Here is a 12,970-nt window from a genome sequence, read left to right as displayed (position 1 = left end):
GATACGTGATACGCTACCGAAGAAGTTCATACACACCAGCTACACCTTGTCCGCCTCCTACACAGGCTGTTACAATACCGTATTTCTTGCCGAGACGGCGCAATTCGCTGAACTGCTGCACGCTTAACTTGGCACCAGAACAGCCTAATGGGTGGCCCAGGGCGATGGCTCCGCCACTAATATTGAGCTTGGCCGGATCGAAGTCTAGGTGGCGCATAACGGCAATAGATTGTGCAGCAAACGCTTCGTTCATTTCTATCAAGTCTATGTCAGCGAGTGTCATGCCAGCTTGCTTTAGTGCTTTAGGCACAGCTGCGATTGGCCCCATGCCCATAATGCGCGGGTCTACGCCGCCGGTACCATAGCTGATGAGGCGGGCAATAGGTTCCAGGTTCAATTCTTTGACCATGCGCTCGCTCATGACCAGTACAAAAGCGGCTCCATCTGATGTTTGAGACGAGTTACCGGCTGTTACAGTGCCTCCTGCTGCAAATACTGGCTTTAGCTTGGCTAATCGTTCTAATGAAGTGTCGGCTCTTGGGCCTTCGTCGGTGTCTACTACATAGCTACGGGTTTTCTTTTTGCCGTTTTCGTCTACATAAGTCTCCTCCACTGTTATGGGTACAATCTGATCTTTAAAGTAGCCATTGGCAATAGCGTTAAGCGCCTTCTGGTGCGACTGAAAAGCAAACTCATCCATGTCCTCGCGGGTTACATCGTAGTCTTTGGCTACGGCTTCTGCTGTAAGGCCCATGCTCAGGTACCAGTCGGGATTATTTTTTGAGATTTTATAGTTCGGTACTGTTTTCCATCCTGCTGTAGGTACCATCGACATAGATTCTGTGCCACCAGCAATAATACACTCCGCCATGCCTGCCTGAATGCGGTTACAAGCTATGGCTATGGTTTCTATTCCGGAGCCACAGTAGCGGTTCACTGTCATACCGGACACCGACAGCGGCAGCGACAACAGCGAAATCATACGGCCGATCTGAAGGCCCTGCTCCGCCTCCGGCACTGCGTTGCCCACAATCAGGTCGTCTACCCGCTCCGGATCCAGCTCCGGCACAGCGGCCATCAAATGCTTGATTACGTCGGCGGCCAGGTCATCGGGTCTGGTGAACCGGAAAACACCGCGAGGCGCTTTTCCTACGGCACTGCGAAATCCGGCTACGATATAGGCATTGTTCATATTTTTAATTGTTGAATTTCTGAATTGTTAAATTGTTGTTCTTTCTGCTATCGCACGGACAGGTTGCGACCTGCCCCCTTAATTGCGCAGCGGCTTGCCTGTTGTCAGGATGCTTTGGATGCGCTCCAGTGTTTTGCGCTCGCCTGTCAACGACAGGAAGGCTTCGCGCTCCAGGTCGAGCAGGTACTGCTCACTCACCTCGGTAGGCGCAGACAAATCGCCGCCGCACATCACGTAAGCCAGTTTTTCTGAGATTTTCCGGTCGTGCTCCGAAATATAGCGGCCAGTCATCATGGCATTGGCACCGGTCAGGAACATACCCAAGGCTCCCCTGCCCTGTACTTTGATGTTGGTTTTGGGCACTGGCTTTGTATAGCCTCTTTCTGCCAAAAGAATAGCCTGTGCTTTGGCATCGGCCAGCAAGCGGTTGTTGTTAATGGTAATACCATCGCTTTTGCGGATATAGCCCAGATCAACCGCTTCAGCGGCTGAGGTAGACACCTTGGCCATACCTATGTTGAGGTAAATATTTTTGAGCGTGTTCAGCTCTATGTCGCCTTCTTCATACAAATCTGAAGCTCTCAGAGTCATTTCTTTTGTTCCGCCGCCACCTGGTATCAGGCCAACACCAAACTCTACCAGACCCATGTAAGTCTCGGCAGCCGCCTGTATGTGGTCGCAGTGCAGGTTTAGCTCGCAGCCACCACCCAGAGTCAGGCCATGCGGCGCTCCTACTACCGGAATGGCAGAATACCGCATGCGCATCATAGTGTCCTGGAACTGCTTAATCATGAAGTTAATTTCGTCGAACTCCTGCTCGATGGCATACATGTAAATAAGGGCCACATTGGCACCCGCCGAGAAGTTAGCCGCATCGCTACCCACTACCATGCCTCTGAACTCTTTTTCGGCTATCTCTATGCCTTTGTGCAGACCAGCTACCACATCGCCGCCCATGGTGTTCATTTTGGTATGAAACTCCACATTAAGGATGCCGTCGCCCAGGTCTATGAGGCTGGCTCCACTGTTTTTCCAGACAACTTTGCTGCCACGCAGGTTATTCAGTATGATGAAGTTTTCGGCTCCCGGAATGGCTTTATACTCTTTTGACTCGATGTCGTAGTAGCGGCGCTGGCCGTTCTCTACAACGTAGAAAGACTCTTTGTTGTGGCTCAGCATGTCCTCTACCCAGGCTGCCGGTTCATAGCCTGCCTCTATCATGCGCTGTACTCCTTCGCGAGCTCCTATGGCATCCCAGTACTCGAAGGGGCCAAGTTCCCAGCCAAAGCCAGCGCGAAGAGCATCGTCTATGCGGTAGAGCTCATCCGAAATCTCCGGAATACGCTTAGATACATACTGGAACAAGCCGAACAAGGTCTCGTTGAAAAACGCAGCTGCCTTGTCGGTTTGCGCAGAGAAAGTTTTAATACGTTTTTTCAGGTCCTCTATTGGTTTCAGCACCTCCAGACTCTGGAACTTTACCTTCTGCTTTGGCCCGTACTCCATGGTGTTAAGGTCCAGCGTCAGGATATCGGTTTTACCTTTGGCGTCTTTTGTTTTTTTGTAGAAACCCTGCCCGGTTTTGTCGCCCAGCCATTTGTTCTCAGCCATCTTTTCGACGTATGCTGGAATTTTGAACAGGTCGCGCGACTCATCCTGCTCCCCTGCCTGGTACAGTCCATTGGCTACGTTGATGGTGGTGTCTAAGCCAACTACATCTAAGGTGCGGAAGGTAGCGGATTTCGGACGGCCCACTATCGGACCAGTTATTCTATCAACCTCATCTATGGTGAGGCCAGTTTTTTCCATGGCCTTGAGGGTTTGCATAATGCCGTAGATGCCTACGCGGTTAGCAATAAAGGCGGGAGTGTCTTTGGCCAGCACCGTGGTTTTTCCCAGGTACAGGTCGCCGTAGTGCATCAGAAAGTCTACTACTGCCTGGTCGGTTTCCGGAGTTGGGATAATTTCGAGCAGTTTGAGGTAGCGTGGCGGGTTAAAGAAGTGGGTACCGCAGAAATGTTTCCTAAAGTCGTCGGAGCGGCCATCTAGCATCAGGTGAATGGGTATGCCAGAAGTGTTAGAGGTGATGAGCGTGCCGGGCTTACGATGCTGCTCCACCTGGTCGTACACCAGCTTCTTAATCTTCAGGTTCTCCACCACCACTTCTATAGTCCAGTCGGCAGTCGCGATGCCTTTCATGTCGTCTTCGAAGTTACCGGTTTGAATAAGGCTGGCATCAGACTTCCGGTACAAGGGCGAAGGGTTAGAAGCAATGGCCGCCTGCAATGAATTGTTTACAATACGGTTCCGAAATTGCTTACTATCGATCGTTACTTTTTTAACCTGATCTTCAGGCGTAAGCTCCTTAGGGACAATATCCAGCAGCAGTACCTGCACACCTATATTGGCGAAGTGGCAGGCAATGCGCGAGCCCATTACACCGGAGCCAAGCACGGCTACTTTTTTAATAATTCTTTTCATAGAAATGTTTGTGATTGCCTATGTATTAGAAGATTTTTTTATTTTCTACCATATTGATGAGTTTGCTGCACACCTGGAAAAAGGTTTGCAGTTCCTCCTCCGGAATTTCATCGCGCACGATGTGGTTAAACTGCTTTACCGTACGTCGCGATACCTCCTTCTTCTCCAGTCCCTTCTCTGTTAAGAAAATGCGCACCAGCCTTTTGTCTTTTTCGTCAGATACCTTGTAGATCAGCCCATCTTCTTCCATGCTTTTAAGAATACGGGTAAGGCTGCGGGCTTCCAGGCCCAGGAGAGGAGCAATTTTGGTGGCCGGGGTGCCTGTTTCCTGGTTTATGTTCAGGAGTACAAACCCAATGGACGTAGTGATGCCATTTTTGCCCGCCTCTGTATTATACATACGTGAGATAGCATGCCAGCACACTTTCACATTATAATCTACGGTTTCTTCTGGCTTCATAGTCGTTTGGTGGTTATACCAAATATAAAAATAAATGTTATGCTTGCATACTATTTTAACGAAAAAATAATGCCCCTGTTGCGGGCTAAGGCTCATAAATTTTTAAGTCATGCGTATCGACTTTCCGGAGCAGTCACAAAAAAGCCCTGCTGCAACAGCAAGGCTTTTTGAGTAGCATAATGGCCTCTTTAACAGCAAAAAGTTAAATACAGCCTTGAAAGGCCTAGTGCGAAAACAGCTTATTTTATCTCCGGAAGAGTCTTTTCATTAAAAGAATTTGCTAAGCTGCTAATACATGCTGTTGATTTCGTTGGAGTACCTGGCAGTGATAATACGGCGCTTAACACTTAGTTTTGGCGTTAGCTCTCCGCTTTCTATGGTCCAAAGCTTAGGGAGCAGCTTGAATTTCTTGATGGTTTCGAACTGAGCCAGCTGCTCGTTTGCCTTGTCAATCTCCCGCTGAAACTTCTCCAGTATTTCTGGCTTGGTTATCATGTCTTCGTCTGTAGTGTAGGTGATGCCTTTAAACTGACAATAGTCCTGCAAACCTGCGAAAGAAGGCACAATAAGAGCTGCAGCATATTTCTGCCCGTCGCCCACCACCATCGTCTGCTCTATTAATACCGATTCTTTGAGCTTGTTCTCAATCATCTGAGGCGCAATGTATTTACCACCCGAGGTCTTGAGCATCTCCTTCTTGCGGTCCGTTATTTTCAGGTACTTGCCCCCAATAATTTCACCAATATCGCCCGTATGCAGCCAGCCATCTCGGTCTATTATTTCGGCCGTCAGCTCCGGCTGCTTGTAGTAGCCTTTCATAATGTGTGGCCCACGGGTCAGAATCTCGCCATCTTCAGGCGAGATTTTAACCTCAACGCCATCTATGGCTGGACCTACAGTGCCTATCATATTGTTTTCAGGCTCCCAGCGGTTTACAGCTATTACAGGCGATGTCTCCGTTAACCCGTAACCTTCCATTACCCTGATTTGAGCAGCCCAGAATACCCGCGCAAGCCTTGGCTGCAGCGCAGCCCCACCAGAGACCACAGCGCGCACATTGCCACCCAGTGCTTCGCGCCATTTGTTGAAAATAATTTTGTTTGCCAGTTTTAGTTGCTGCTCATACAACCAGCCTTGGTTTGCCTGGGTATCGTACTTCAGGCCAAGCTCCAATGCCCAGAAAAACAGCTTGCGCTTGATGCCAGTAAGCTCCATGCCTTTGGCCACAATCTTATCGTATACCTTCTCGAGCAGGCGTGGTACAGTGGCAAATACATGCGGCTGCACCTCCCTCAGGTTATCGGCTACTTTCTCTATACTTTCGGCATAGTAAATAGAAACCCCCGCATAAAAATACAGGTACAGCAGCATGCGCTCAAACACGTGGCTAAGCGGCAGAAAGCTAAGGGCACGGTGTGTATGGTCTACCGGCACATAAGGCATGGCACCCAGCAGGTTGCTTACGAGGTTGTTGTGCGTCAGCATTACGCCTTTGGGGTTGCCGGTAGTGCCGGAGGTATATATCAGCGTTAAGATATCGTCGGGTGCCACAGCCGCTTTCAGAGGCTCCAGTTCCTCCGGATCATCGTGCTCGCCGAGCTGTGCCACCTCGCTCCAGTGGCTTGCCCCCTGCACCTGATCAAAGGTATAGATGCCTTGTATGCTGCTCATGCCGGCAGTAGCAGCCGATACCTTGTTGTACAGCGCGCTATCCGCCACAAACACAACACTAACGCCTGCATCATTAAAAATAAACCGGTAATCTTCTACCGTTATGGTAGGATACATGGGCACGCTAACAGCACCCAGCTGCTGAATTCCAAAATCCACCAACACCCACTCCGGCCTGTTGAAGGAAATAATTGCCACTTTATCATCCTTTTTAATACCTAATTTCCTGAGCCCCAGGCTAATTTGGTTTGCTTTATCCTGAACATCCTGAGTGCTGTGCTTTACCCAATTATTGTTAACTTTTGCGGCAAGACAATCAGGCTGAGGGTATTTCCGGAGTTGGTGGCTTAAGAGGTCAAATGTACGGGTAACCGTCATAACCTTCTTATCTGTAGTCGATTGCGTAGTTATCATATGAATAGCATTTCTCTGGATCAAACTCTTTTTTACTTACGCATGTTAGTTAAAATTTCACTAAAATGCCATGCTAAGTAACTAGATTTTTTTGGGTTAATGCGATTTCTTGAAAAATTTAACCCCACTACTATCTAGTCAAAACACAGAATAGAGCCGGTGTTCTATTCTTTTACTATTTTTGAGGCTTTCGGATACAATTGTATGAATCTTTCTATTTTCTTTGAGCCTCTGAACGAGGATTTGTTCGCCATGTTCAGCAAGCCGCGCACACTGGGCTCCTACATCAGCCGGTTTGTGAGCAGCTTTCCGGACTGGCGCTCTGCTGATATTGCCATTATAGGTATACACGAAACCCGTGGACGCGACCAGGTAGACCCGGACACGCAAACCTCTCCACCTCCTGCCCGTGCCGTGCGCAAAAAGCTCTATGGCATGATGAAAGGAACAGGAAGCTGCAAAATTGTAGACCTGGGGAACCTCCGCCCCGGTATTACCCTCGACGATACTTATCTGCGCCTGAAGGAGATCGTGGAGCTGCTGGTATCGCATAACACAGTTCCGGTTATTATAGGCGGCTCCCAGGACCTGGAGTATGGGCAGTATTTAGGTTATGAGCATCTGGAGAGGGCCGTGAACATGGTAACCATAGACAGCCGCGTAGATATGCTGGAGGAACTCGATGAACCAGCTAACCGCAAACAGCTCCGCCAGATACTCATGCACGAGCCCAATTACCTTTTTAGTTTTGGTCAGATTGGCTACCAGTCGTACCTGGTGGAGCCCGAAGTAATGGCTACGCTGGAGAAACTGCATTTTGAGGCATACCGTGTGGGCGAGGTGCACCAAAGCCTGCAGGAAATGGAGCCGGTGATCCGCGGAGCCGACCTGCTGACTTTCGATATTTCGGCCATCAGGCACCAGGATGCCCCTGGCTACGACCCAGCCAACCCGTTTGGCTTAACCGGCGAAGAGGCCTGCCAACTTTGCTGGTACGCCGGCCTCAACGACAATCTTACTTCCATTGGTTTTTACGAATACCAGCCCGAGCTCGACAAGCGGCAACTAACAGCCACCACCCTGGCCACCATGATCTGGTATTTTATAGAAGGCTACTATCACCGCAAAAACGAAATGCAGTTCAGTAGCAACAAGTTCACCAAATATGCAGTAGGTTTTCATGACAACCCCGATAAGATGATCTTCTACAAGAGCAAGAACAGCGAAAAGTGGTGGCTCGAAGTAGAAGCACTTTCGGCAGACAAAGGCTCTCGAATTGTACCCTGTAGCTACGAAGATTACCTGCAGGCTATAAAAGGCGAAGTACCTAACCGCTGGGTGGTAACGCAGGCACGGATTGGTTAATCTGGTTTTGTAGTACTAAGTGGTTGAGCAAAAAGTGAACTAGCCATTTTACCTGTTCGCCACCAACAAGGGCTAATACCAGCAATGTTCAATATGCTTCCGGAAGGCTGTTTTGATTAGAATAATTTGATTGCCAGCTAAGCTTTATTGAACGAAATAGAAAGCTAATTTCAATTAAACCGAACTGCTTGCACAACACTGCAAAAACAAGCGTGACAGACAAAAATATTTTAACTATGTTTGAGTATACTCTCAACCCGTTAACCCTTAGAGCTAATGCCTGATGTAGAGGACAAGGCAAACAACGCTCTGCCGGAATACACGCTGCAACAGCTCGCCCTGCGCAACGGGCAGGACCGGGATGAAGTGTGGGTGGCCTACAAAGGCATTATTTATGATGTCCGGAAGTCGAGGTTGTGGCGCAGTGGCAACCATTATGAGCATTGGGCCGGGCAGGACTTAACGGCAGAACTGAAAGATGCCCCACATACAGAATATGTTTTTGATAAGTTTACAGCAATAGGAACTGTAAAAAACTCTAAATACTAAACGGATATCCGCAGAAGGACTGTAGTCTTTTGTTTGGGTACATTATTATCTATAACATTATGATCTTATTAGCAGATAGCGGCTCAACCAAAACAGACTGGCGCCTCATGGACGAAACCGGCTCTCACCAGCAGGTTTTCACGGCAGGCATAAACCCACAGTATCTCGATTCTGAGGAGATATATGCCATACTGGAAAATGAGCTTGTGCCAAACCTGGAGCAAAAGAACCCAACATCTATTTACTACTATGGTACCGGATGCAGCTCGCCAGACCGTAACAAACGTGTTGGAGACGCGCTACGTTGTGCCTTTCCGGCAAGCACGGTGCAAGTGGACCATGACTTGATAGGTGCGGCCCGGTCGCTCTGCGGACACCAGCCAGGCATTGCCTGTATTCTGGGCACAGGCTCTAATTCCTGCCTCTACGATGGCAAAAAGATAGTGGACAATGTGCCATCGCTTGGCTTTTTAATGGGCGACGAAGGCAGCGGTGCTTACCTGGGCAAGCTACTGATTAGAGCTTACCTGTATCGGGAATTGCCTGATGAACTGGCAGCGTCGCTGAAAAACACGTATAACCTTACCAAAGATGGCATTCTGGACGCAGTGTACTACACCGACATGCCTAGCACCTACCTGGCTACTTTTGCTAAATTTATGGGCCAAAAGAGCAAGCATCCGGTTATACATGCTATGATCTACGAGAACTTCAATGAGTTCTTTGAGCGCCATGTTTGCAAGTACAAAGATTTCGATAAGCTTCCTATTAACTTTGTCGGTTCTATTGCTTATCATTTCTCAGACATTCTGCACCAGGTAGCAAAGAAATTTGGCGCCCATATTGGCCTTATTCTCCAAAGCCCAAGCGAAGGCATGGTACGCTACCACCAGGAGCAGCTTGAGAAGGGGCAATAAAAAATTTGAATGAGTGGATGAGTGGCAGAGTGAATATTACAGAAACATGTAAACAATTCTACTGCACCTCCTCCACCCATTTCCATGCCTTTATTTAGCCACACCGCCCTTTACAACTTTCTAACTCTTTAACTTTATAACTCCCAACGTGTCTACTACAGAATCTGCGTCTCATTACAATAACCTGGAGCAGCTATCGGTGCAGGAATTATTGGTATCTATTAACCAGGAAGATAAAACGGTTCCGCTTGCTGTAGAAAAAGCTATTCCGCAGCTGGAGCAACTGGTGGAGGTTACTGTGCAGAAACTCCGAGAAGGAGGCCGGCTGTTTTATATTGGTGCCGGAACAAGCGGCAGACTCGGCGTTGTAGATGCCTCAGAATGCCCGCCAACTTATGGTGTTCCGCATGGCATGGTTGTAGGTATTATTGCAGGAGGCGATGGCGCTATCAGAAAAGCAGTAGAATTCGCTGAAGACGATGAAGCACAAGCCTGGAAAGATTTACAGGCGCACCAGATTAGCACGAAAGATATTGTGGTTGGCATAGCCGCTTCTGGCCGCACGCCCTACGTTATAGGCGGGTTAAACGCCTGCCGCAGTGCCGGCATCAGCACAGGTTGTATTGTGTGCAATGCAGGCAGTGCCGTAGCCCATTCAGCCGATTATCCAGTAGAAGTGCTTACTGGGCCAGAGTTTGTTACCGGCAGCACTCGCATGAAGGCCGGCACCGCTCAAAAGCTGGTCCTCAACATGCTCACCACCGCCACCATGATCCGGCTAGGCAAAGTAAGAGGTAATAAGATGGTAGACATGCAGCTCTCGAACCACAAGCTTGTAGACCGCGGCACCCGCATGCTCATGGAAGAACTGCAGATTACGGAAGCCGAAGCAGCAGCCCTGCTACAACAGCACGGCAATGTGCGTGCAGCCATAGACGCATATGGCAAACGCTAAATCAAGGTAAGCCCTAGCCTCAATATCCACAAAAACGCCTCCGGAAGGCTATTTTCATTAGAATAATTCACTGAAAGCTAATCAACCCCTGTATTGCGGCAGGAAGCTACGGAGCGAACACTCTTGCCAGGTGCATTCATTGACGATTATTTGTTTGAGCGTTCAGCGAGTTTAAAATCGTCTTGATTTTTTTGGTTCTTTTTGTATCAAGACAAAAAGAACAAAGACTCCAGCAATGCAACAGCTTCACTCCAAAGTCACAGCAAAAAGAGAAGCTATGCGAACTTACACTAAAAAGCCGGTAGCTACTACTTTTGCCTCTCGCCCACAAGATCCTTTCAGGATGACAAAAGTATAAACCATTTACATTGTTCATTACCCCACAACTCAAGTTAGCATACTTGGTTGATACTCTAAATGCGACATCAACTTAGTCAATAGTTATTAACTTTTCCGTGAGCACATGCGCGGCTTCGTTGCTGGGAGCAATATAATAAGACACGGCACCAGGGAAATTAAAATCAAATTCCTGCTGATTCAAGCTGAAGAGCACCTTCTTTCTATAGTCTGTAAGGCTTTCGAGACCCAGGGCCAGGCGCTGCTCGTTTATTTGTTGCTCCTGGGTTTCGTTCAGGTTCTCCTTCATAAACTTGCTCAGGTCGGGCAGCCTTTTATCGTTTTCACAATCTTTTGGTTTGCCACAGGTTATTTTTACCAAAGCCCTTGTTTTATACTCGCCAAAGCCCTGTTTCTCTATCAGAAAGGCAGCAGCATGTGGAGCAAGTCTACCCTGCCGCACGGCCTCCTGCAGAATGTTGGTAAAGTCGTAGCCATCCATAAACCTCGTTTGCCGCTCTATTACAATGGCAAAGCGGGGCAGCAGCTCCATGGTGTCACCAACACCAATCAGGTTTTCGCCAGGGTAGCCATGGGTTTCTATTGCACTGAGCAAACGCTTTACGTTAGAGGCTTCAATTTTACGCAAGGTATCGGCATGCATGCGCAAGCCACCTTTAGCCTGCCTGAAAAACTGGTCGCGGGCATATAACTCATCCAGGTCGGCGCGCAGGTCGAGGTTTACCCGATCACGATACTTTCTTCTGTGCTTCGGATATTTACGCTCAAATTTCCGCCATTTTTTCGATTCCTGAAGTGGCTTAAATCCCCGTTGCCGTTTCAGGAAATCCAGGTCTACGCCTTTTAGCGCCAGCTCTTCCAGGTAGTTGTAAGTCAGTTTTTCTCTGCCTTCGTGTGTGGCACACACGGCTGCGTTAAAGTAGTCTCTGGCAAACGGAGACGGCACAGCGGCAAAAGCCTGCTGATAGTGTTCTAAAGCAGTTTCATACTTTTTCTGTGCCAGCGCCAGCTCCGCCTTGTTAATGTGTGGGTGGTAAACTTCTGTATAATCCGGAGAAGCAAACGCATAAAAAGAACCTAACAAAAATAGCAGCAGGAGCGGCAACTTATTCAGCTCCCTGCGTAAAACATGTCGCATAAATGGATAGTTGTAAAAATCTGGCATTCAAAATCAGAACGCATAAAAGTGCCTCTACAATATAGCACATTTCTAGGCTTCAAAAAACCAGCACCTGTTTTCTGTTAGTATATTACCCGATTAATTGGGAGTAAATGGTGCAGCCGCCTTCAATGCTTTGCCAGAAGCCGTGCAGGTTCCTGTAATTTATGCCAACTTTGTGCCCACTGTTAAAGTAAATCAGAAATAGCTGCTTGTGCTGAAGCGGCCCATAACATGGACTTAATATGCATACGATAGAGCCTTACTATAACTGGCTGGAACTATACTCTGCCGCCGAGGATCCTCGATCTCCTTTGTACGGCACAGAAAACAGCCTCACCGACTTTACCCATACCATTTATGGGTATTATATACATCCGCAATGGGACGACATAGATTCCGAAACGCTGTTTATAAAAATTCTGTTTACCGACTATGACCTTGGCTACACTATTATAGAGTTTATCGGGGAGTGGAATGACACCCTCAACAACGACATCATGAAACTGAAGCGCAACATCATAGATCCTATGGTGTATGAGGGCATTAAGCATTTTATTCTGATCGGCGAAAATGTGTTTAACTTTCATGGGTCAGATGATGCTTATTATGAAGAATGGTTTGAAGACGTGGAGGATGGCTGGATTGCAGCTCTCTGTTTCAGAGACTTTGTGCTGGCGGAGATGCGCAATTACAGCATAGACTATTATATAAACTCTGGTGGAACCATGGAAGAAGTTCCCTGGCGCACCTTTACACCAAAAATACTATTTGGCCTTGTAAATGGCATGATCCAGAAACGACTCGGGAGCTAACCCTCAGAAACAGAAAGAGGAGCTTACTGGCTCCTCTTTCTGTTTTATTTAGTCTTTTTTCTCTGTTGCCTCTTCAATGTCATCGGCTACATCTTCTGCTTTATCTTCCACATCCTCGGCAGCGTTTTCTACTTTATTTTCTGCTTTGTCTTGTCTGCTGGTTTCGCAAGATGCCAGCGAGATTACACTTGCTGCCATCATCGTATACATTATCTTTTTCATGTTGAGAAACATTAATGTTGAATGAAAATAATTCTGTTTTGTCTCCTGCCACTGCAGGACCTGCACAGCATACGGCAACTGCTATATTAAGTTAAGCTAAAAACAAAAAGGCGCCCAAAGAGCGCCTTTTTACAGAACCCAGGCTTGCGCCAGAGCCCCAAATAATTATTATACCAATTACAAAGAAGTAGTATCTATCTCAGTAGTAGTGGTATCTACTTCCATCATAGTGGCATCTTCTTCTTCTACAATAACTTCGTCAGTAGTTGTTTCTTCAGTAGTTGTTGTACCTGACTCGCAAGAAGCGAATACGAAAAGACCAGCAACGAATAATAAACCGAATACTTTTTTCATGTTGATATGATGATTGGTTGATTGAAGCCTCAAATATAACAGCATATCTGAATATAGTA

The 12,970-nt window shown here is 47.7% G+C and carries 12 protein-coding genes; 5 read left to right on the top strand and 7 right to left on the bottom strand.

The window, feature by feature from the left end:
* Positions 1–13: 13 nt before the first annotated feature.
* The 4 genes from ACMA1I_RS11095 to ACMA1I_RS11080 form a co-directional block, all read right to left on the bottom strand.
* The gene (locus ACMA1I_RS11095; protein WP_337068398.1) at positions 14–1,192 is read right to left on the bottom strand and encodes an acetyl-CoA C-acyltransferase; all 1,179 of its coding nucleotides are present in this window, start codon (positions 1,190–1,192) and stop codon (positions 14–16) included.
* 78 nt (positions 1,193–1,270) lie between these two features.
* Positions 1,271–3,673, bottom strand: coding sequence for a 3-hydroxyacyl-CoA dehydrogenase/enoyl-CoA hydratase family protein (locus ACMA1I_RS11090; protein WP_337068397.1), 2,403 nt, complete (start codon positions 3,671–3,673; stop codon positions 1,271–1,273).
* Between the two features lie 25 nt (positions 3,674–3,698).
* Positions 3,699–4,133: a MarR family winged helix-turn-helix transcriptional regulator gene (locus ACMA1I_RS11085; RefSeq protein ID WP_337068396.1), complete on the bottom strand. Its 435-nt coding sequence runs from the start codon at positions 4,131–4,133 to the stop codon at positions 3,699–3,701.
* A gap of 288 nt (positions 4,134–4,421) precedes the next feature.
* Positions 4,422–6,182 carry a long-chain fatty acid--CoA ligase gene (locus ACMA1I_RS11080; protein WP_337068447.1) on the bottom strand — a complete coding sequence of 587 codons (1,761 nt, stop codon included), beginning with the start codon at positions 6,180–6,182 and terminating at the stop codon, positions 4,422–4,424.
* Positions 6,183–6,422: 240 nt separating this feature from the next.
* Between ACMA1I_RS11080 and ACMA1I_RS11075 the strand changes: the two genes are divergently transcribed.
* The 4 genes from ACMA1I_RS11075 (at position 6,423) to murQ (ending at position 10,004) form a co-directional block, all read left to right on the top strand.
* Positions 6,423–7,583 (top strand): formimidoylglutamase, encoded by a 1,161-nt coding sequence (locus ACMA1I_RS11075; RefSeq protein ID WP_337068395.1) that lies wholly within the window; start codon positions 6,423–6,425, stop codon positions 7,581–7,583.
* 276 nt (positions 7,584–7,859) lie between these two features.
* A complete protein-coding gene (locus ACMA1I_RS11070; protein WP_337068394.1) occupies positions 7,860–8,132 on the top strand; it encodes a cytochrome b5 domain-containing protein in 273 nt (90 codons plus the stop codon).
* 59 nt (positions 8,133–8,191) lie between these two features.
* Positions 8,192–9,049, top strand: a complete 858-nt coding sequence (locus tag ACMA1I_RS11065) for a hypothetical protein (RefSeq protein ID WP_337068393.1) — start codon at positions 8,192–8,194, stop codon at positions 9,047–9,049.
* Positions 9,050–9,197: 148 nt separating this feature from the next.
* On the top strand, positions 9,198–10,004 hold the full coding sequence (gene murQ / locus ACMA1I_RS11060) for an N-acetylmuramic acid 6-phosphate etherase (RefSeq protein ID WP_337068392.1): 807 nt from the start codon (positions 9,198–9,200) through the stop codon (positions 10,002–10,004).
* A gap of 430 nt (positions 10,005–10,434) precedes the next feature.
* Here the strand turns inward: murQ and ACMA1I_RS11055 are convergent, their stop codons facing one another.
* Positions 10,435–11,499 (bottom strand): hypothetical protein, encoded by a 1,065-nt coding sequence (locus ACMA1I_RS11055; protein WP_337068391.1) that lies wholly within the window; start codon positions 11,497–11,499, stop codon positions 10,435–10,437.
* 266 nt (positions 11,500–11,765) lie between these two features.
* Between ACMA1I_RS11055 and ACMA1I_RS11050 the strand changes: the two genes are divergently transcribed.
* Positions 11,766–12,335, top strand: coding sequence for a hypothetical protein (locus ACMA1I_RS11050; RefSeq protein ID WP_337068390.1), 570 nt, complete (start codon positions 11,766–11,768; stop codon positions 12,333–12,335).
* Positions 12,336–12,383: 48 nt separating this feature from the next.
* Here the strand turns inward: ACMA1I_RS11050 and ACMA1I_RS11045 are convergent, their stop codons facing one another.
* Entirely contained in the window at positions 12,384–12,557 is a 174-nt protein-coding gene (locus ACMA1I_RS11045; RefSeq protein WP_337068389.1) for a hypothetical protein, read from the bottom strand.
* Between the two features lie 177 nt (positions 12,558–12,734).
* Entirely contained in the window at positions 12,735–12,911 is a 177-nt protein-coding gene (locus ACMA1I_RS11040; RefSeq protein ID WP_337068388.1) for a hypothetical protein, read from the bottom strand.
* Positions 12,912–12,970: the final 59 nt, after the last annotated feature.

This window comes from Pontibacter sp. 13R65, assembly GCF_047525655.1.
Classification (GTDB): domain Bacteria; phylum Bacteroidota; class Bacteroidia; order Cytophagales; family Hymenobacteraceae; genus Pontibacter.
The sequence above is the reverse complement of the archived record's forward strand: the minus strand, read 5'-3'. Positions and strand labels throughout refer to the sequence as shown.

What these genes read in the sequence shown, in the direction of transcription:
- ACMA1I_RS11095 (WP_337068398.1), bottom strand. Translation starts at nt 1,192, where the DNA reads ATGAACAATGCCTATATCGTAGCCGGATTTCGCAGTGCCGTAGGAAAA.
- ACMA1I_RS11090 (WP_337068397.1), bottom strand. Translation starts at nt 3,673, where the DNA reads ATGAAAAGAATTATTAAAAAAGTAGCCGTGCTTGGCTCCGGTGTAATG.
- ACMA1I_RS11085 (WP_337068396.1), bottom strand. Translation starts at nt 4,133, where the DNA reads ATGAAGCCAGAAGAAACCGTAGATTATAATGTGAAAGTGTGCTGGCAT.
- ACMA1I_RS11080 (WP_337068447.1), bottom strand. Translation starts at nt 6,182, where the DNA reads ATGACGGTTACCCGTACATTTGACCTCTTAAGCCACCAACTCCGGAAA.
- ACMA1I_RS11075 (WP_337068395.1), top strand. Translation starts at nt 6,423, where the DNA reads ATGAATCTTTCTATTTTCTTTGAGCCTCTGAACGAGGATTTGTTCGCC.
- ACMA1I_RS11070 (WP_337068394.1), top strand. Translation starts at nt 7,860, where the DNA reads ATGCCTGATGTAGAGGACAAGGCAAACAACGCTCTGCCGGAATACACG.
- ACMA1I_RS11065 (WP_337068393.1), top strand. Translation starts at nt 8,192, where the DNA reads ATGATCTTATTAGCAGATAGCGGCTCAACCAAAACAGACTGGCGCCTC.
- ACMA1I_RS11055 (WP_337068391.1), bottom strand. Translation starts at nt 11,499, where the DNA reads ATGCGACATGTTTTACGCAGGGAGCTGAATAAGTTGCCGCTCCTGCTG.
- ACMA1I_RS11050 (WP_337068390.1), top strand. Translation starts at nt 11,766, where the DNA reads ATGCATACGATAGAGCCTTACTATAACTGGCTGGAACTATACTCTGCC.
- ACMA1I_RS11045 (WP_337068389.1), bottom strand. Translation starts at nt 12,557, where the DNA reads ATGAAAAAGATAATGTATACGATGATGGCAGCAAGTGTAATCTCGCTG.
- ACMA1I_RS11040 (WP_337068388.1), bottom strand. Translation starts at nt 12,911, where the DNA reads ATGAAAAAAGTATTCGGTTTATTATTCGTTGCTGGTCTTTTCGTATTC.